Below are 17,580 nucleotides of genomic sequence, written 5' to 3' on the forward strand. Positions count from 1 at the left end.
CGCCTTGTTGGAAAAGAAATCTGTCAGGGCTTCTATACGCCTTACGCCGCAGCGCCAGGGGTGATCGGTGCAGGGCGGATATCCGGCAGGGTCCGGCGCTGGACCCGGAGGGGCACGCGGGTAGAGTACAACCGTCGCGCACAGAGCCCGCCAGCGGCTCACCGCCGGAGGAACCCGCCCCGATGATCGCCCGATTCCTTGCCGCCGCCTGCCTGCTGGGCGCGGCGACCGTGAGCGTTGCCGCCCAGACGCCCGAGCTGAAGCCGCAGCCCTCCGCCGGAGGCACGCCCGATTCCGTGCCGTTCGGCCAGCCCTACGGCACGCCGATCGGCCTCGACGCCGCCCGGCGCGTGGTCGCGGCGGCGGAGGCCGAAGCGGGCAAGCGCAACTGGCCGATGAACATCGCCGTGGTCGATACCCATGGCGACCTCGTGCATTTCAGCCGGATGGACGGCTCGCAGTTCGTCTCGGTCGGTGTATCGCAGCGAAAAGCCCGGACCGCGGCACGTTGGCGGCGCGAAACGCGGGTGTTCTTCAACTCTTACGCCACGGGCTCGGCCTATTACGGCACCCTCGATCCCGAGCTGGCGGCCTCGCCGGGCGGCTTCCCGCTGGTGGTCGAGGGCCGAATCGTCGGCGCCATCGGCTGCTCCGGCGGCACGGGTGATCAGGATACGGTGGTCTGCCAAGCGGGCATCGCCGCCCTCAAGTAACCGCGGCGACGAAGCGGGCGGTGGCGTCGCGTGGATCGGCCCCGCGCATCACGCCGCCCATCACGGCGACACCCGCCGCGCCGGCCGCGCGGCAGGCGCGGGCGTTGCCCGCGTCGATCCCGCCGAGCGCGAAGACCGGCAGGCGATGGGCCGTGGCGGCGCGCAAACCGGCGAAGCCAAGGGTGGGGCCGTAGCCGGGCTTGCTCGCGGTCGGGAAGATCGGGCTGAGGGTGGCGTAGTCGGCGCCCATGGCCTCGGCCGCTGCGATCTCGGAGACGGAATGAGCGGAGAACCCGATCAGCGCCGCGGCGCCGAGTGTTTTACGCGCCGCGCGGATACCTTCGATCCCGGCGGAACCCGGCAGGTGCACGCCCTGCGCCCCCGTCTCGGCCGCCAGCTCCGCATCGCCGCCGACGACGAGACAGCCGCGGGCCGGCTCTAGGAGTGCGACCAGGTCGCGGGCGAGAGACCGTCGCGCGTCCCGGTCGAGATCGCGGTCGCGCAGCCAGACGAAGCGCGCGCCGCCCGCCACCGCCGCGCGGACGGTCTCAACCAGCGGCCGGTCCGTGCCGTGGCGGTCGGTAACGACGAGGAGCGGCGGGAGCCTCAACTCAACCTCACGAACCGACAAGGCCGAGCTGCGGGCTCGACGGCTCGGCCCGGCCGCGGCGCGGGATGCGCCCGGCGAGATGCGCGAGCCGGCCCGCCTCGACGGCGTGGCGCATGGCGCCGGCCATCCGCACCGGGTCGTCGGCCTTCGCCACCGCGGTGTTGACGAGGCAGGCGGCGGCGCCCAGCTCCATCGCGATCACCGCGTCCGAGGCAGTGCCGATGCCGGCATCGACGATCACCGGCACCTTGGCCCGGCGGCAGATCAGTTCGATATTGGCCGGGTTGGCAATGCCCATCCCCGAGCCGATCAGCGACCCCATCGGCATCACCGCGGCGCAGCCGAGATCGGCCAGCCGCTCGCAGATCACGGGATCGTCGTTGCAGTAGGGCAGCACCGTGAAGCCGTCATCGACGAGGTGGCGGCAGGCTTCGAGCAGCTCGGTGACATCCGGATAGAGCGTCTCGCGGTCGCCGATCACCTCGACCTTGATCCAGGACGTGCCGAGCGCCTCGCGGGCGAGTTCGGCGGTCATGATCGCGTCGCGGGCCGTCTCGCAGCCGGCGGTGTTCGGCAGGAAGCGCGCGCCCTTCAGCTTCTGGAAGGTGTCCGAGCCGTGGCCCTGGAGTGAGACCCGGCGGATCGAGGCGGTGACGACTTCGGCGCCCGAGGCGCGCACCGACTGCGCCATGATCTCCTGGCTCGGATAGCCCGCCGTGCCGATGAACAGCCGCGAGGAGAGCCGGATGCCGGCGATCTCCAGCGCGTCGTCCCCGGCGGTGGCGGTCTGGGCGAGGGTGGTGTCGTGATGGTTCATGGTCAGCCTCCCTGCATGGCGCGGACGATCTCGATGCGGTCGCCCTCGTTAAGTGACGTTTCGGCCCAGGCGTTTTTGCGCACGACGCGGCCGTTGACGGCGATGGCGATCCCCTCGGGACTCTCGATGCCCCGCTCCTCGGCCTCCGCCGCGAACAGGGCGGCGAGGTCGGCCGCCTCGCGCTCGCAGGTCTCTCCGTTGACGGTCAGCCTCATGCCACGGCCCTCCCTTCGGTTTCGGTCGATGACGAGAAGCGCCCCCGGCCGAAGCCGCGGGCGAAGTCCGGCAGCGCGCCCTCAGCGAGAAGCGTCGCCACGGCATCGGCGGTCGCGGGGGCGAGGAGGTAGCCGTTGCGGTGATGGCCGGTGGCGACGACGAGGCCGGGCGCGGCCTCCTCGATGATCGGCGCGTCGTCGTCCGAGGTCGGTCGGAAGCCGCTCCAGACCGCGTCGATCTCCATCTCCTCGATACCGGGCAGCACCCGCCGCGCGCCCTCCAGCAGGGCGAACAACCCGCCCGCGGTGACGCCGCTGGTGAAGCCGCAATCCTCCACCGTGGCGCCGACGATGAGGTGCCCGTCGCCCTTGGGCGCCATGTGCACCGCGTCGGTCCAGACCATGCGGGAGAGGGTGCCGGTGCGCTTGGTGGTGCGCAGGGCCAGCGACTGCCCCTTGAGCGGCCGGACTGGGACAGCGCGGTCGGCGGGGAGCAGGCCCGCCTCTCCGCTCCACGCGCCGGCGGACAGGATCACCGTGTCCGCGGCGAGCGTACGGCCGGCGGCGTGCAGGCCGGTGATGCGCCCACCCCGCTGCTCCAGCCCTTCGACCGCGACGCCCTCGCAGATGACAACGCCGGCCGCCTCGCAAGCGCGCAGCAGCGCTTCCATCACGAGGCGAGGATCGACCTGGGCGTCGAGGGGGCAGAGGATGCCGGCGGTGACGTTGGGGCGCAGCAGCGGCTCACGCGCCCGCACCTCCGGGCCGGACAGCCACTCGGCGGCGACGCCCGAGCGGCGCTGCAGGTCGTGGCGGAAGCGCAGGCGCTCCACCTCGTCCCGGCCGATGGCGATCACCAGGGTACCGTCCGCGCGGTAGTCGATCTCTCGGCCGGACGCCGCCTGGAGCGCGTCGCGGAAACCGGGCCAGCGGCGCAGGGATTCGAGCGCCAGCGGCAACAGCAGATCGGAACCGGGCTCGTGCTCGGCGGCCGGCGCCAGCATGCCGGTCGCCGCGAGGCTCGCGCCGCTGCCGACGCTGCCGCGCTCCACCACCGCCACCGAGCGGCCGGCCTGCGCCAGCCGCCACGCGATCGACAGGCCGATCAGCCCCGCGCCCACCACGGCGACGTCGGCGCGCTGCGGCAACTCCGCCGCGCGCGGTCGTATCGTGAGGCTCCGGCGCTGGCCGATCGGGGAGGTCAGCAGGTCTGACATCGAAAACGTGCCTTCCGCGGGTCTGCCCGCAGGAACTGGCACCATGTGCTTCGATAGAAGCGGGTCCGCCCGAACGAGCGTCCCATCAGGTCCAATCCCTACGCCGGTATGAGCCGGATCAGGTTCAAAGGATTTCCGCGCTGCCGGCGACGGCGATAGCGGTTTCTCAGCCCCTTGTCGGGGATCTCCCTGGAACATTTCGGATGTGGGCCCCGCCGGGCGCGCGGTCAATCCCTGCCGGGACGGGGATTGGGCAAATCAGCCTACGACTCTCACCGGTCGGAGGACGCGCCCGAACGCCTGGGCCGGGTTCGTGGACGATTTACTCAGCAGCGGCCTTCGCCGCCCGTCTCCGGATGGGGCGGTACACCGCCATCGGCTCATCGAAGCCGTCGAGGGCATGGACGCCCAGAGGGTCGGGATCGCCCCACAGGAAGTCCACGAACGGCTTCGACATCAGGAGCGGTTCCTGAAGCGTGCGGTTGAGCCGCGCGAGGCGGCTCGCCAGGTTCACGTCGCGGCCGATCACGGTGAAGTCGAGCCGGGTGCCGGAGCCGACATTGCCATAGGCCGCCTCGCCGTGATGCAGGGCGATGCCGGCACCGACCACCGGCTCGCCGGGACCGAAGCGCCCGACCGCGTTCGCTTCGGCCAGGGCCGCCAACGCCGCCTCCGCCGCCGTGAGCGCGCTCTTGGCCGCGCCGCCGAGATCGTCGCCCGATTCGCGGAAGATCGCGAGCAGCCCGTCGCCGAGATATTTCAGCACCTCGCCGCCCTCCCGCTCGATCGGCGGCACGAGGCAGTCGAAGAACGCGTTCAGGAGATCGACTGCGCCCTCCGGCGTCCGGTTGGCGGAGAGGCGCGTGTAATCGCGCATATCCGCGAACAGGATCGCCGAGCGGATGCGGCGCACCTGCCCGCGCCGGATGTCCCCCGAGAGGATCGCCCGGTGCGGCTCGTCGCCGACATAGATGCGTAGCACCGTATCGAGCTGCTTGTTGAGGATGCGCATCTCCATCACCGCGGCGAGCGCGGGCATGACGAAGCGCAGGATCGCGATGTCCTCATCGCGAAAACCGTCCTTCGCGCGCGTGGCGAAGGTGATGCCGTTCTTGTTGCCGTTGGTGAAGATCAGCGGCGCGACGAGGTAGTGCGTGTAGCCGTCGGCCTTCAGCTCCGGGATGATCGCGTAGGCATCTTCGGCGGTCTCCGCGAGGTCGAGGCTCAGCCACTCGCCGGATTCGTGCACGGCGTAGAACGGGCTCGCTTGGTAGGCCTTCGCGGACACCTCGCCGTGGGGAAACAGCCGCACCGTCGAGCCGGCGCCACGGGTCCAGACGCGGCCGACGCCCGAATACTCGGAATGCAGCGTGTCGATGGCCGTGGAGGCCCGGTCGATCGGCACACCGATGGCGTTGAGGCGCTCGGCGAGCCCCGCGAGCAGGTCGTCGGCCTTGGGCAAGCGGGCGCCCTCGCCGAGCAGCCAATCGCGGATTCCAACGCAGCGTTGTAGAGCCCCGAACGGGACGTCCTCGGCTTCCGATCCGTCGGCGAGTGCCGTCGGCTTTGGTTTCGAGACGTCGGCGTCGTGCATCGGTGGAAGGTGGGTTCTCGGGGGCTCAAAGCAAGGCTTCGTGCGGGGCACGAACGGCGCTTTGCGCGCAGGGTGGACGGTGAACGCCCGGCACGCACGAAGCCTGGGGAACGAGCGTGGCCGTATCGTGACGCGGACGGCCGGGCAAGGTCGGCCCGCAGGACTGTAATTGGGACGCTGGATCAAGCGATCGAAACGGCAGGGCAATGCGGAACGCCCGCCCCGGCGCTAAGGCGGAAGCGTGGCAGGAGGACGCCTGCCGGACCCGCCGATCGATCGGCGCCAGGACGACCCGACATGTTGAGAACCGCTTTCAGCCTCACCCTTCTGGCCACCGCGGCGCTCGCACCGAGCCTCACCCTGGCTCAGGGCAAGCAGGATTTCACCCTCGTCAACCGCACCGGCTACCAGATCGACGAGGTTTATGTCGGGCCCGTCAACCAGTCGCACTGGGGCCAGGACGTGATGGGCAAGGACGCGATCGCCAACGGCGACAACGCCGACATCACGTTTAATGGCGGCTCGAACGCCTGCAAGTGGGACATCAAGGTCGTCTACAACGACGGCGACGAGTCCGAGTTTCGCGGCGTGAACCTGTGCAATGTCAGCAAAGTGACGCTGTTCTGGAACCGCAACGCCGGCGAGACGCGCTTCGTCGTCGAGTAGGCTCGGCCCGAGGCGGCTTGCGGCAAGAAAAGCGGCAAGATCCGTATCCGACCCGATGGCATCGGGCCGGCGCTTCCAGGCCACCGATTTCGACGCACCTTCTTTCAACGAGCCTGCAACCACTTCGCCGGAATGCGCTTTAAGGGTGTGCCCGTAACCGCTGGTTGATGGACGCCTCTCAACAGATTGCGAGCCTGGTATTTTCAGCATTATACCGCGCTTGCGATTGTTGGAGGCGATACCGATAACAGCACGGGCTCATGCTTTCAGAGTCTTCCGTGCTGCCTGGCCCGTGTCGAACCAATCCTTCACCTTCACCTCCGAGGCGGACGGCTTCGAGGGGTACCATGCGCTCTACTCGGCCGGGGCCGATGTGGCGGCGACCGATGGCACGTTCCGGGCTCGGGTAGAGGCGCATCGGTTCGGCCCGATCAACGTCTTCGAGCGGAGGCTGAGCAGCGTCCGGCATTGGCGTGACGGAGCCCGCGTGCGCCGCGACGGCTTCGATCACTTCGTCATTCAGTACCTGCGCAGCGGCATCTATTACGGCGGTTCCATCGACGCGGAACGCCGCCTCGCCCCCGGCGACGTCATCCTGTTCGACATGAACCGTCCGCAGCGTACGTGGGTCGAAGCGGCGTCGACCGTCACCGTGAGCCTGAGCCGGAAAATGGTCGAGGCGGCGGCGCCCGAGGCGAGCCGCTTTCACGGCCACATCTTGCCCGAGGCGGTGTCGGGTCTGCTCGGCGACCTGATGGGCTCCCTCGCACGGCGCGCCGCCGCTACCGAGCCGAACACCGCCGAGAGCACCGCCCGTGCGCTCACCGAGTTGCTGGCCGGCGCCCTCGGTCAGGTCCGGCCCGACGACGGGGTTTCGAACGCTCTGATCGCCGATCTCAGGCGGCGGCGCGCGGAGACGTTCATCGAAGCGCGGCTCAACGACCCGTCACTCGACGTCTCCATGGTCGCACGGGGCGCGGGGTTGTCGCGCAGCGCGCTCTATCGCCTGTTCGAGCCGACGGGCGGCGTCGCCCACCACATCCTGACGCGACGCCTCGAACGGATGAGCACGGCGCTCCGCAACCCGGTCGAGGGCCGGTCGATCACCACCCTCACCTTCGATCACGGCTTTGCCAGCGAGAGCCATTGCAGCCGGGCGTTCCGCAGCACGTTCGGCCTGCCGCCGGGCCGCTACCGGGCCGAGATGCGCCACCCGCGCGCCGGCGCGCTCGGCCAGCCTCTGCCGGGTGAGAGCGCCGCGAACCTGATGTCCGCCTGGTCGCGCGCCCTCGCCTGAACCCACGGATGCCCTTCCTTTCCGCGAACCCGCAGCCGGGCCCAGCCTCCGCCCGCGTCGGGCTCGCGGGCTGGCCGCTCGTCGCCTTGCTGGCAGCGATCCAGTTCGCGGCCTTCAGCGACCGGTTTCTGCTGACCCTGGTCGCCACCCCGCTCAAACGGGCCTTGGATCTCAGCGATACCCAACTCGGCCTGCTCCAAGGCTCGGCCTTTGCCCTCCCCTACGCGCTCGCCCTTCCGCTGCTCGGCATCGTGGCCGATCGCGGCCACCAGCGCGGCCTTCTCCTCGCAGGGCTCTCTTTGTGGAGCGCGGCGACCTTCGCCAGCGGTCTCGCGGGCGGGTTCGGTGCACTTCTCGTGGCGCGGCTCGCCCTCGGGCTGGGTCAGGCGGGGTTCGGCCCCTCCGCCCTCTCGCTGATGACCCTGCATCTGCGCCGGAACCGACTCGGCCGGGGCATCTCGGCGCTCACCGCCGCCGCCACCCTTGGGCGCAGCTTCGCCCTGCTCGCGGGCGGGGCCGTGCTAGCATGGCTGACGGTGCGGAGCGGGCTCACCCTTCCCGGACTCCCGCCGCTGCCCCCGTGGCAGGCCCTGCTCGTCCTCGCAGCGCTGCCGAACCTCGTCCTCGCGCTTCTCGTCCTGCGCATCCGGCCGGCCCCGCGGACCGCCGCTTCGGCACAGGCGGCGCATGGGCTGCGCGGACCGTCGCTTCGCAGTGCTCTCGCCTGGATCGGCCGGCGACGGAAGGCGTATCTGCCCCACGTCGTCGCCGCCACGGCCGGGGTGCTCATGGCGCAGACCCTCACCGCCTGGGCACCGACCTTCTATGTCCGCTCCTTCGGCCTCACTCCGGCGGAGAGCGGCCTGCACCTCGGCCTGCTCGTGCTGATCGCCGCACCGCTCGGCCATTTCGCGGGCGGGTTCGCCCTCGACCGGCTGCGCGGCGCCGGGCGCCCGGATGCCGCGCCGCTGCTTCTGGCTCTGGGGCTGATCCTGGCCGTACCGGTGACGTCGCTCACGAGTTTGAGCCCCGACCTCTCCCTGTCGCTGCTCTGGTTCGCCGTGCTCGTCGCGCTGCTCGGCTTCGTCAGCCCGCCCGGCTTGGCCGGCATCCAGATCCTGACCCCGCAGCGGCTGCGCGGCCGGGTCAACGCCCTGTTCCTGGCAATGGTCAATCTGGCAGGGTTCGGGCTCGGGCCGCTTCTCGTCGGCCTTCTCAGCGATCACCTGTTCGGGGAGGCCGGGCTCGGGCTCGCCCTCCTGTCCGTCTACGCGCCCGTCGGCGCGGTCGGTACCCTGGCCGCCCTGCTCGCCCGCCGGGCGTGGCGTCCGGCGCGTCGACGCCGAGCCTGAAACGAGAACGGCCGCCCCGAGGGGCGGCCGTTTCGTGTGTCGGATCAGTTGTCGAGGAAGCTTCGAAGCTTCCGCGACCGGCTCGGATGCTTGAGCTTGCGCAGGGCCTTCGCCTCGATCTGGCGGATGCGCTCGCGGGTCACCGAGAACTGCTGACCCACCTCTTCGAGGGTGTGGTCGGTGTTCATGCCGATGCCGAAGCGCATGCGCAGCACGCGCTCTTCGCGCGGCGTCAGCGAAGCGAGCACACGGGTCGTGGTCTCACGCAGGTTCGACTGGATCGCTGCGTCGATCGGCAGGACGACGTTCTTGTCCTCGATGAAGTCACCGAGATGCGAATCCTCCTCGTCGCCGATCGGCGTTTCGAGGGAGATCGGCTCCTTGGCGATCTTCAGGACCTTGCGCACCTTCTCCAGCGGCATGGCCAGCTTCTCGGCCAGCTCCTCCGGGGTCGGCTCGCGGCCGATCTCGTGCAGCATCTGGCGCGACGTGCGGACGATCTTGTTGATCGTCTCGATCATGTGCACCGGAATGCGGATCGTGCGCGCTTGGTCGGCGATCGAGCGGGTGATCGCCTGCCGAATCCACCACGTGGCGTAGGTCGAGAACTTGTAGCCGCGGCGGTACTCGAACTTATCGACCGCCTTCATCAGGCCGATATTGCCCTCCTGGATCAGGTCCAGGAACTGAAGGCCGCGGTTGGTGTACTTCTTGGCGATCGAGATCACGAGGCGCAGGTTGGCCTCGATCATCTCCTTCTTCGCCTGACGGGCCTCGCGCTCGCCCTTCTGCACCATGGCGACGATCTTGCGATATTCGCCGATCTGCAGGCCGGTCTCGGAGGCGAGCGTCAGGATCTGCTCGCGCAGGTCGGCGACCTGCCGGCCGCCGCGCTCGACGAAGTTCTTCCAGCCCCGGCCGCCGAGGGTGGCGACGCGGTCCATCCAGTTCGGGTCGAGTTCGTAGCCCTGGTAGTGGCGCAGGAACTCGTCGCGGGCGACGCCGTGGTGCTCGGCGGCGCGCATCAGGCGGCCCTCATGCGAGATGAGGCGCTTGTTGATGTCGTAGAGCTGCTCGACCAGCGCCTCGATGCGGTTGGCGTTGAGCGAGAGCGACTTCACGTCGGTGACGACGATGTCCTTCAGCTCGGCCTGCTTCTTGGTCTGCGCCGAGGTGACCGTGCCGCCGCCCGTCTTCAGCTCCGTCTCTTCGTTCTGGAGCTTGCGCAGCTTGCGGTAGTTCGAGGCGATGTTGTCGAAGGTCTCGAGAACACGCGGCTTGATCTCGGCCTCCATGGCCGCAAGCGACACGTTATTCTCCATGTCGTCTTCGTCGTCGGCGCCTTCCGGCGGGACGGCACCTTCGGCCTCCTCCGATTCCTCGTTCTCGGCCTCCGCTTCCTGCGGCGCGCCGCGGGCATCGGGGCCGGCATAGGTGGCTTCGAGGTCGATGATGTCGCGCAGCAGCACCTTGCCGTCGACGAGTTCGTCGCGCCAGATGATGATGGCCTGGAAGGTCAGCGGGCTCTCGCAGAGACCCGCGATCATCGCCTCGCGGCCGGCCTCGATGCGCTTGGCGATCGCGATCTCGCCCTCACGCGAGAGCAGCTCCACCGAGCCCATCTCGCGCAGGTACATGCGCACGGGATCATCCGTGCGGTCGGTCGGCTCGCGGGTGGTGGGGGTCGCCACCGCGACGGCGCGGGTGCCGCTCGCGGTCTCGGCGACCTCGCCGCCCTCCGTGCTCTCCTCCTCCTCGGAGGCCTCGCCGTTGGCCTTGGCCTCGGGCGTGGTCTCCTCGGATTCCTCCGCCTCGACCACGCGGATGCCCATATCGTCGAGCTGCGCGAGCACGTCCTCGATCTGGTCGCCGTCGACCTGACCGTCCGGGAGAACTTCGTTGATCTCTTCGTAGGTGACGTAGCCGCGCTTCTTCGCGAGCTTGACCATCCGCTTGACGGCGGCATCCGTCAGGTCAAGGAGCGGGCCGTCCGTCGGTTGATCCTGGGCGGCGTCCGCATCGTCCCGCTCGGTTGCCTTCGTTGCCATGCTCAGCCTATTGTTCTCGTGGCGGCGCCGCAGGCTGAGCCCGCGCTCCGCGAAAGACCCGTCGCAATGTCGTGGAATGGCGCGCTTGTCGAGTGCCCGCGCCGATTCTGTTGCATCCGCTCTAACTTGCCGTGCGTTGACCGACCGTTAACCAAGTCGGCCCCCCGCCGCCGTCACCCTAGGGTAACGCCGGCGCGAATTCATTCCTCATGAGAGACCTCCGCTTCCGCCTCGGCTGCTGCGATCACTGCCAATTGTTGCTGCAAGTCGCATAGCCACGCGAAATTGGCCTCGGATCCATCCTCGGCAAGAGCTCTCTCAGCTTGGTGAAGTTCGCTATGTAGCGCGCCCGTCTGTCGGTGCAAGATCACGGCCTGATGCAGAGTCTGTTCGAGGCGCTGCGGGTCGGCGTTCGGATCGAGCGTCCAGCGGTCGCCGGAGCTGACCAGGGCGAGCAGCCGGGCATAGGCCTCTTCGAGCCCCGCGCGACGCAGCCGCGCCTCCATCAACTCGGTCTCCGGGGTGCCGGCCTCCGCCGCCCGGTCGAGCAGGAGGGTGCGGAGCGCACGGGCATCCGGATTCACCAGTTCGAGCGCCGCGAGCGCCTCCTCCTCGATGCCGAGCAGCTCTGGGTGCGCGAGCAGGCTCATGACGATCATCGCCTCGCGCTTGGCAGCGCGCCCGCCCGCCCCCGGCACGGGCACGGCCGTCTTCAGGAGCGGGTTGAAGCCCGTGGTGATGCGGGGCGAGGGCGGCGGATCGCCGGGGCGGGGCCGGCGCTGGAACGGCGTGCCGCGCGGGGCCGCCGGCCGGCCGCCGGCCGCGCGTTCGGAGCGTCCGCCGGAAAATGAAGCAGGCCCGCCGGACAGCCCCCGCAGCCGCCCTTCGATGTCGTCGCGATAGAAACGGCGCACGGTCTCGTCGCGAATGCCGGCCACCGCCTCCCGCAGGGTCCGGGCGAGCCCGGCCCGCCGCTCCGGGGTCTCCAGGCTCGCCGCCTCGGCCTCGCGCGCCCACAGCATCTCGACGAGGGGACGCGCCGCCGAGAGCACCGCCTCGATCGCCGAGGGGCCGCCGGAGCGCATCAGGTCGTCCGGGTCCTGCCCCTGCGGCAGCATCGCGATGCGCAGGGATTTGCCGGGCTCCAGCATCGGCAGGGCCACGTCGAGGGCGCGGAAGGCGGCGCGCTGGCCCGCCCCGTCGCCGTCGAAGCAGAGGATCGGCTCGTCGGCATGGCGCCAGAGCAGGGCGAGTTGATCCTCGGTGAGCGCGGTGCCGAGCGGTGCCACCGTCTCGGGGTAGCCGGCCAACGTCATGGCGATGACGTCGACATAGCCCTCCACCGCGATGATCCGGCTCCGGTCATGCGCGGACTTGCGGGCGGCGTGGAGGTTGTAGAGCATCCGCCCCTTGTGGAAGAGCGGCGTCTCCGGCGAGTTCATGTACTTCGCCTTGGCCTCGGCCTGCATCGCCCGGCCGCCGAAGGCGACGACCCGGCCGCGGATGTCGAGGATCGGAAACATGATCCGGTCGCGGAACTTGTCGTAGGGAACGTTCACCCCCTCGGGCGCGGTGAGCAGCCCGAGTTCCAGCATCAGGTCGCGATCGACCCCCTTGCCCGCCAGGAAGTCGCGCAGGGCGTAGCGACCGGGCAGGGAATAGCCGAGCCGGAACGTCTTGCGCGTCGCCTCGCCCAGGGCCCGCCGGTCGAGATAGGCCCGCGCCTCTCCGCCGGCCTGCCCGCGCAACTGCTCCTCGAAATAGACGGCGGCCAGCTCCATGACTTCGAGCGCGCCCTTGCGCCGCTCCTCGGCCTGCTCGTTCTCCACCGTCATCTTCGGCAGGGCGACGCCGGCCTCCCCGGCCAGCCGCTCGACCGCCTCGGGGAAGCTGAGGCCTTCCGTTTCCATGACGAATTTGAAGATGTCGCCGTGCTTGCCGGAGGAGAAACAGTGGTAGAACTGCTTCTGGTCGTTCACGTAGAACGAGGGCGTCTTCTCCGAATTGAACGGCGACAGGCCGCGCCATTCGCGGCCGGCCTTCTTCAGCCGCACGCGCCGGCCGACCACCTCGGAGGTGGGCACGCGGGCGCGGATCTCTTCGAGGATGTGGGGCGGGTAGCGCACGGTGACTCTGCTGAAAGCGGATCGCGTGGACGTTGAGGACCGGCCTTGCGGCGTGCAGTCTAGCGCGGTGGGCCTGCCGGAGTCTTAAAGCCTGTCGCGGGAGCTTTCGCCGGGGCGATGCGTTGCCGGCCCGATGACGGAATCGCCCTCGACCACCCGCCGCGGCATCGCCCGCCGTCCGCTCCTCGGCCTCGCCCTGCTCGGCGCCCTCGCCTCCAGGGCGCGGGCCGCCGACGATCTCTCGGCGGTGCTCGATCCCTCGGCCCGCCCGGAAACGCTCTATGACGAGGGCGAATGGTGCGAGGGGCCGGTCTGGGCGCCCTCCCTCGGCGGCCTGATCTTCAGCGATGTGCGCCGCAACCGGATGATGCTGATCCGCGAGGGTGGTGGCGCGGAAGTGTTTCGCGAGCCCTCCAACAACGCCAACGGCAATGCCGTCGATGGGCAGGGCCGGCTCATCACCTGCGAGCACCGCACCTCCCGCATCGTGCGGCGGGAGACCGACGGCGCCATCACCGTACTGGCCGACCGCTACGAGGGCGGGCGGCTCAACGCGCCCAACGACGTCGTGGTCGCCCGCGACAGCGCGATCTGGTTCACCGACCCGACATTCGGGATCGATCAGCCCAAGGAGGGCAAGCCCCGCGCCTCCGAGCAGAACGGGCGCTACGTCTTCCGCCTCGCCCCCGACGGAACCCTCGCGGTCGCGAGCGCGAGCTTCGTGCAGCCGAACGGCCTCGCCTTCTCGCCCGACGAGCGGATTCTCTACGTCTGCGAGTCCGGTGAGACGGCGGCGAGCGAGATCCGCGCCTTCGATGTCGCGGACGGAAAGCTCTCCAACGAGCGCGTCTTCGCCCGCGTGGCGAAGGGCGTCCCGGACGGGGTGAAGGTCGATACCGACGGCCGGGTCTATGCCGGCACCGGCGACGGCGTGCGGATCTGGTCGGCCGATGGCCGTCCGGTCGGGCATATCCCAACCGAGGGCCCCTGCGCCAACCTCGCCTTCGGCGGGCCGGACGGGCGGCGGCTGTTCCTCTGCGCCGGCAAGCGCGTGCTCGCCGTCGAGACCAAGCTGCGCGGTGCCGCGATCGCTTCCGAGGGGAGCCGCCCATGACGATCCGCCTCGCGCGCCGCACGCTGCTCGCCGGCACCGCGGCCCTCGCCGCCGGACCGACGATGGCGGCGCGGCCGGCCCAGGCTCAAGCGGCGACCACGCCGGTCGGTGCCCTGGATCTCGTCGTCGCCGCGCGAGCGCCGACGACGCCGACCGGGCTGACGCTCTCCGCCGACGGCCGGATGTTCCTGTTCATGCCCCGCTTCGACGCGAAGACGGTGTTCACCGCGGGCGAGGTGTTTCCGGACGGGCGGGTCGTGCCCTATCCGAGCGCGGCGGCGAACCGGCCCGACCCGGCGCGGCCGGCCGAGACGCTGTTCCACGTCCCCAACGGCGTGTTCGATGCGCAGAACCGCCTCTGGCTGCTCGATGCCGGGCTGATGGCCTCGTCGGGTGAGCCGGTGCCGGAGGCGGCCAAGCTCGTCTGCATCGATCCGGCGACGAACGCGATCGTCCGCACGATCCCGCTGCAATCGATCGTGACGAAGACCTCCTCGCTCAACGATCTGCGCATCGATGTGAGGCCGGGGCGCGAGGCCGCCTACATCACCGACCAGGGCCAGACCGGCGCGGGCGCATTGATCGCCGTCGATCTCGCGAGCGGCCACGCGGTGCGGCGGCTCGCGGAGCATGCCAGCACGCAATCGGTGCCCGGCATCCTCAAGATCGTCGAGGGCCGGGTGCTGTTGAAGCGGGAGGCCAACGGCACGACGAGCCCGATCAAGGGCGGCGCCAACGGCCTCGCCTTGAGCCCGGATGGTGCGCGCCTCTACTACACGCCGCTGATGAGCCGGCGCCTCTACGCGGTCGAGACCGCCGTCCTGCTCGATGCGGGAAAGGACGACGCGGCGGTCGCGGAAACGGTGACGGATCTCGGCGAGAAGGGCCTGACCGGCGGGCTCGCCGCCGATTCGCGCGACCGGATCTATCTCAGCCTGCAGGAATTCAACGGCATCGGTCGGCGCGACCCGGACGGGCGGATCGAGGTCATCGCCACCGATCCGCGCCTGATCTGGCCGGACACGTTCTGGATCACGGCGGACGGCTGGCTCTACCTGTCCTCCGCCCAGGCCAACCGTCGCCCGGAGCACAACGGCGGCACCGACCGGCAGGAGCCGCCCTACGCGATCTTCCGCATGCGGATCGATGCCGGGCCGGCGTGAGGTGGTTTGAGAATACGTCGATCCTAACCCCGGCCTCATCCTGAGGTGCCCGCATCAGCGGGCCTCGAAGGATCTTCCAGATCCCGCGCGATCCCTGGAACACCCTTCGAGGCCTCCGCTTCGCGCAAGCACCTCAGGATGAGGATGCGGGTTGGAGAACGCGGCCGGAATGGCCACGTCCAACGACGAAAAGAATCACTTCCCCGCCAGGGCGTCCTTCACCAGCGCGCTCGCACGGCCGAAATCCATGCGGCCGGTATACTTGCCTTTCAGCGCGGCGATCACCTTGCCCATGTCCTTCGGGCTCTCGGCCCCGGTCTCGGCGATCGCGTCGGCGATGGCCGTGCGGGTCTCGGCCTCGTCCAGCTGCTGCGGCAGGAAGGTCTGGATGATCTCGGCCTCGGCGCGCTCGCTCTCGGCGAGTTCGGGCCGGCCGCCCTGCTCGTAGACGCCCGCGGCTTCCTGGCGCTGCTTGATCATCTTCTGGAGGAGGGCGAGGATGTCGTCCTCGCTGGTCTCGCCCTTGCCCTCGCCGCGCGCGGCGATGTCGCGGTCCTTGAGCGCCGCCTGAATCATGCGCACGGTCGAGAGCTTCTGCTTCTCGCCGGCCTTCATGGCCGCTTTCATTTCGGCGGTGATGCGCTCGCGCAGCATGATGAGATGACTCCTGTCGGGTGTTTCGATGTGGACGTCTGATCCGTCCAGGGCATTGCGCACGGCTGTTTCCGCGCCCAGATTGACCCAGGCGCGGCCGGCTCGCTATGAGCCCCGCAGAGATATCGCCTTGCCCCGCGGCCCGAATGAGCGGCCGCGCGAGGCGGCGGACATAAGCCGGATCGGACCCATGCTGCAAGACGAACCCGCGACCCTGCGTGCCGATCCCGCGCGCACGCCCCCGGAACCCAAGGCGCCCGAGCCCTGGAGCGAGCCGCTTGTGACGGCCCTGCTGGTGCTGGCGGACGGCACCGTGCTCGAAGGCTTCGGCATCGGCCAGACCGGTGCGGCCGACGGCGAGGTCTGCTTCAACACGGCGATGACGGGCTATCAGGAGATCCTGACCGACCCGTCCTATGCCGGGCAGATCGTCACCTTCACCTTCCCGCATATCGGCAATGTCGGCACCAACGACGAGGACCTGGAAAGCCTCGAGGCGGCGCCGGCCTCCGGCGTGCGCGGCGCGGTGATCGCCTCGGCGGTCACCAAGCCCTCGAACTGGCGCTCGTCCTCGCATCTCGACGGCTGGCTCAAGGCCCGCGGCATCGTCGGCATCACCGGGATCGACACGCGGGCGCTGACCGCGCTGATCCGCGACCGCGGCATGCCCAACGCCGTGATCGCCAACGATCCCGAAGGCCAGTTCGACCGCGAGGCGCTGAAGGCCCGCGCGGCCGCGCTCGCGCCGATGGAGGGCCTCGACCTCGTGCCGCCGGTGACTTCGCGCGAGACCTCGGCCTGGACCGAGACCGTCTGGGCGGTGAAGGGCGGCTACGGCACGCGCGCACCGGGCCAGGGCCTCAAGGTCGTGGCCATCGATTACGGCGTGAAGCGCAACATCCTGCGCCTGCTGGCGGAAGCCGGCTGCGACGTCACCGTGGTGCCTGCCACGACCAAGGCGGAGGACATCATGGCGCTGAAGCCGGATGGCGTGTTCCTCTCCAACGGCCCCGGCGACCCGGCCGCGACCGGCGAATATGCCGTGCCGGTGATCCGCAAGCTGCTCGACGCGCGGGTGCCGACCTTCGGCATCTGCCTCGGCCACCAGCTCATGGGCCTCGCCCTCGGCGGGCGCACGGTGAAGATGGGCCAGGGCCATCACGGCGCGAACCATCCGGTGAAGGACCACACCACCGGCAAGGTCGAGATCGTCTCGATGAACCACGGCTTCGCGGTCGATCCCAAGAGCCTGCCCGAGACCGCGGTCGAGACCCACGTCTCGCTGTTCGACGGCTCGAATTGCGGCCTCTCGCTCACCGACCGCCCGGCCTTCTCGGTGCAGCACCATCCGGAGGCCTCTCCGGGCCCCCGTGACAGCCACTACCTGTTCGAGCGCTTCGTGAAGCTGATGCGCGAGAACCGGCCCGAGACGGCCGTCTGAGGCCAAAGAGAGCCCCTTGTGACTCTCGTGGGACGGCGGCCCAAACGCCGCCGTCCCCGCGTCACAAAAAACTCCACCTTGCCCCCCATCTCCTGACCCGTGGCCGGATCGCACAAGAATCAGCGGCCGGATCGTTTGGGGGCTTGCCGCATGACGCTCGACGACGCGCGCGACGACTTCTCGCGCCTGCATCGCCTGTTCACCTTCCACCTCGGCGTGGCGGTCGGGCTGGCTTGGCTGACGACACTCTACGCGGCCGTCTCCGCGCCGTGGGTGCGCAACATCCGCGCGCTGATCGACCCGACCGATCCGATGCGGATCGAGAGCACGCTCTCCTACCTGTTCGTGATGCCGGCCGTCCTGACGCTGGCCTGGGCGTCGGCCTATTTCGGCCGCGAGACCATGCGCCGGTTCCAGACCCTGCCGAACCAGACCCTCGAATTCGCTGCTGCGGCGATGGTGGCCTTCGGCGTGTTCTACCTGTCGATCGACCGGGCCGTCGCTGTCATCGGCGCCGGGTTCTGAACCTCGGCAACTCCCGAGTGCCGGCGCT

16 protein-coding genes and 1 riboswitch are annotated in these 17,580 nt (G+C 69.8%); of the genes, 8 read left to right on the forward strand and 8 right to left on the reverse strand.

What is annotated here, in order from left to right; translation table 11 throughout:
- Window positions 1–182 precede the first annotated feature (182 nt).
- Window positions 183–713, forward strand: a complete 531-nt coding sequence (locus ASF53_RS03585; RefSeq protein ID WP_056193982.1) for a GlcG/HbpS family heme-binding protein — start codon at window positions 183–185, stop codon at window positions 711–713.
- Here the strand turns inward: ASF53_RS03585 and ASF53_RS03590 are convergent.
- The 5 genes from ASF53_RS03590 to ASF53_RS03610 form a co-directional block, all read right to left on the reverse strand.
- The gene (locus ASF53_RS03590; RefSeq protein ID WP_056193985.1) at window positions 706–1,323 is read right to left on the reverse strand and encodes a thiamine phosphate synthase; all 618 of its coding nucleotides are present in this window, start codon (window positions 1,321–1,323) and stop codon (window positions 706–708) included. The two genes, ASF53_RS03585 and ASF53_RS03590, sit on opposite strands and share 8 nt — an antisense overlap.
- A 7-nt stretch (window positions 1,324–1,330) precedes the next feature.
- The gene (locus tag ASF53_RS03595) at window positions 1,331–2,140 is read right to left on the reverse strand and encodes a thiazole synthase (RefSeq protein WP_056193988.1); all 810 of its coding nucleotides are present in this window, start codon (window positions 2,138–2,140) and stop codon (window positions 1,331–1,333) included.
- Between the two features lie 2 nt (window positions 2,141–2,142).
- Window positions 2,143–2,355 carry a sulfur carrier protein ThiS gene (gene thiS / locus ASF53_RS03600; RefSeq protein ID WP_056193992.1) on the reverse strand — a complete coding sequence of 71 codons (213 nt, stop codon included), beginning with the start codon at window positions 2,353–2,355 and terminating at the stop codon, window positions 2,143–2,145.
- On the reverse strand, window positions 2,352–3,572 hold the full coding sequence (thiO, locus tag ASF53_RS03605; RefSeq protein ID WP_056193995.1) for a glycine oxidase ThiO: 1,221 nt from the start codon (window positions 3,570–3,572) through the stop codon (window positions 2,352–2,354). The genes thiS and thiO overlap by 4 nt, the downstream gene beginning before the upstream one ends.
- Before the next feature lie 77 nt (window positions 3,573–3,649).
- A riboswitch (TPP riboswitch) is annotated at window positions 3,650–3,772 on the reverse strand.
- Between the two features lie 122 nt (window positions 3,773–3,894).
- Window positions 3,895–5,166, reverse strand: coding sequence for an adenylate/guanylate cyclase domain-containing protein (locus ASF53_RS03610; protein ID WP_056193999.1), 1,272 nt, complete (start codon window positions 5,164–5,166; stop codon window positions 3,895–3,897).
- A 297-nt stretch (window positions 5,167–5,463) separates the two neighbouring features.
- Between ASF53_RS03610 and ASF53_RS03615 the strand changes: the two genes are divergently transcribed.
- The 3 genes from ASF53_RS03615 (at window position 5,464) to ASF53_RS03625 (ending at window position 8,481) form a co-directional block, all read left to right on the forward strand.
- The gene (locus ASF53_RS03615) at window positions 5,464–5,832 is read left to right on the forward strand and encodes a hypothetical protein (protein WP_056194001.1); all 369 of its coding nucleotides are present in this window, start codon (window positions 5,464–5,466) and stop codon (window positions 5,830–5,832) included.
- Between the two features lie 292 nt (window positions 5,833–6,124).
- Complete coding sequence (locus ASF53_RS03620) at window positions 6,125–7,129, forward strand: helix-turn-helix domain-containing protein (protein ID WP_056194003.1); 1,005 nt, start codon at window positions 6,125–6,127, stop codon at window positions 7,127–7,129.
- A gap of 8 nt (window positions 7,130–7,137) precedes the next feature.
- Window positions 7,138–8,481, forward strand: a complete 1,344-nt coding sequence (locus tag ASF53_RS03625) for an MFS transporter (RefSeq protein WP_056194006.1) — start codon at window positions 7,138–7,140, stop codon at window positions 8,479–8,481.
- Between the two features lie 44 nt (window positions 8,482–8,525).
- On the opposite strand, the gene rpoD is transcribed toward ASF53_RS03625, so the two are convergent.
- Both rpoD and dnaG read right to left on the reverse strand, forming a co-directional pair.
- Entirely contained in the window at window positions 8,526–10,529 is a 2,004-nt protein-coding gene (gene rpoD, locus ASF53_RS03630) for an RNA polymerase sigma factor RpoD (protein ID WP_056194009.1), read from the reverse strand.
- Window positions 10,530–10,729: 200 nt separating this feature from the next.
- Entirely contained in the window at window positions 10,730–12,655 is a 1,926-nt protein-coding gene (gene dnaG / locus ASF53_RS03635; protein ID WP_056194012.1) for a DNA primase, read from the reverse strand.
- 133 nt (window positions 12,656–12,788) lie between these two features.
- Here dnaG and ASF53_RS03640 point away from each other — a divergent pair, with 133 nt between their 5' ends.
- Window positions 12,789–13,769, forward strand: a complete 981-nt coding sequence (locus tag ASF53_RS03640) for an SMP-30/gluconolactonase/LRE family protein (protein WP_056194014.1) — start codon at window positions 12,789–12,791, stop codon at window positions 13,767–13,769.
- Window positions 13,766–14,932: an L-dopachrome tautomerase-related protein gene (locus tag ASF53_RS03645; RefSeq protein ID WP_056194017.1), complete on the forward strand. Its 1,167-nt coding sequence runs from the start codon at window positions 13,766–13,768 to the stop codon at window positions 14,930–14,932. Before ASF53_RS03640 ends, ASF53_RS03645 begins: the two co-directional genes overlap by 4 nt.
- 195 nt (window positions 14,933–15,127) lie before the next feature.
- Here the strand turns inward: ASF53_RS03645 and ASF53_RS03650 are convergent, their stop codons facing one another.
- Window positions 15,128–15,586 (reverse strand): GatB/YqeY domain-containing protein, encoded by a 459-nt coding sequence (locus ASF53_RS03650; protein WP_056194020.1) that lies wholly within the window; start codon window positions 15,584–15,586, stop codon window positions 15,128–15,130.
- A 190-nt stretch (window positions 15,587–15,776) separates the two neighbouring features.
- Here ASF53_RS03650 and carA point away from each other — a divergent pair, with 190 nt between their 5' ends.
- On the forward strand, window positions 15,777–17,027 hold the full coding sequence (gene carA, locus ASF53_RS03655; protein WP_056194023.1) for a glutamine-hydrolyzing carbamoyl-phosphate synthase small subunit: 1,251 nt from the start codon (window positions 15,777–15,779) through the stop codon (window positions 17,025–17,027).
- A gap of 150 nt (window positions 17,028–17,177) precedes the next feature.
- Complete coding sequence (locus tag ASF53_RS03660; RefSeq protein WP_003602026.1) at window positions 17,178–17,552, forward strand: hypothetical protein; 375 nt, start codon at window positions 17,178–17,180, stop codon at window positions 17,550–17,552.
- The last annotated feature ends 28 nt before the right edge of the window (window positions 17,553–17,580 follow it).

Source organism: Methylobacterium sp. Leaf123, assembly GCF_001423405.1.
In the GTDB taxonomy this organism is placed as follows: Bacteria; Pseudomonadota; Alphaproteobacteria; order Rhizobiales; family Beijerinckiaceae; genus Methylobacterium.

What these genes read in the sequence shown, in the direction of transcription:
- ASF53_RS03585 (WP_056193982.1), top strand. Translation starts at nt 183, where the DNA reads ATGATCGCCCGATTCCTTGCCGCCGCCTGCCTGCTGGGCGCGGCGACC.
- ASF53_RS03595 (WP_056193988.1), bottom strand. Translation starts at nt 2,140, where the DNA reads ATGAACCATCACGACACCACCCTCGCCCAGACCGCCACCGCCGGGGAC.
- thiS (WP_056193992.1), bottom strand. Translation starts at nt 2,355, where the DNA reads ATGAGGCTGACCGTCAACGGAGAGACCTGCGAGCGCGAGGCGGCCGAC.
- thiO (WP_056193995.1), bottom strand. Translation starts at nt 3,572, where the DNA reads ATGTCAGACCTGCTGACCTCCCCGATCGGCCAGCGCCGGAGCCTCACG.
- ASF53_RS03610 (WP_056193999.1), bottom strand. Translation starts at nt 5,166, where the DNA reads ATGCACGACGCCGACGTCTCGAAACCAAAGCCGACGGCACTCGCCGAC.
- ASF53_RS03615 (WP_056194001.1), top strand. Translation starts at nt 5,464, where the DNA reads ATGTTGAGAACCGCTTTCAGCCTCACCCTTCTGGCCACCGCGGCGCTC.
- ASF53_RS03625 (WP_056194006.1), top strand. Translation starts at nt 7,138, where the DNA reads ATGCCCTTCCTTTCCGCGAACCCGCAGCCGGGCCCAGCCTCCGCCCGC.
- rpoD (WP_056194009.1), bottom strand. Translation starts at nt 10,529, where the DNA reads ATGGCAACGAAGGCAACCGAGCGGGACGATGCGGACGCCGCCCAGGAT.
- ASF53_RS03640 (WP_056194014.1), top strand. Translation starts at nt 12,789, where the DNA reads ATGACGGAATCGCCCTCGACCACCCGCCGCGGCATCGCCCGCCGTCCG.
- ASF53_RS03645 (WP_056194017.1), top strand. Translation starts at nt 13,766, where the DNA reads ATGACGATCCGCCTCGCGCGCCGCACGCTGCTCGCCGGCACCGCGGCC.
- ASF53_RS03650 (WP_056194020.1), bottom strand. Translation starts at nt 15,586, where the DNA reads ATGCTGCGCGAGCGCATCACCGCCGAAATGAAAGCGGCCATGAAGGCC.
- carA (WP_056194023.1), top strand. Translation starts at nt 15,777, where the DNA reads ATGCTGCAAGACGAACCCGCGACCCTGCGTGCCGATCCCGCGCGCACG.
- ASF53_RS03660 (WP_003602026.1), top strand. Translation starts at nt 17,178, where the DNA reads ATGACGCTCGACGACGCGCGCGACGACTTCTCGCGCCTGCATCGCCTG.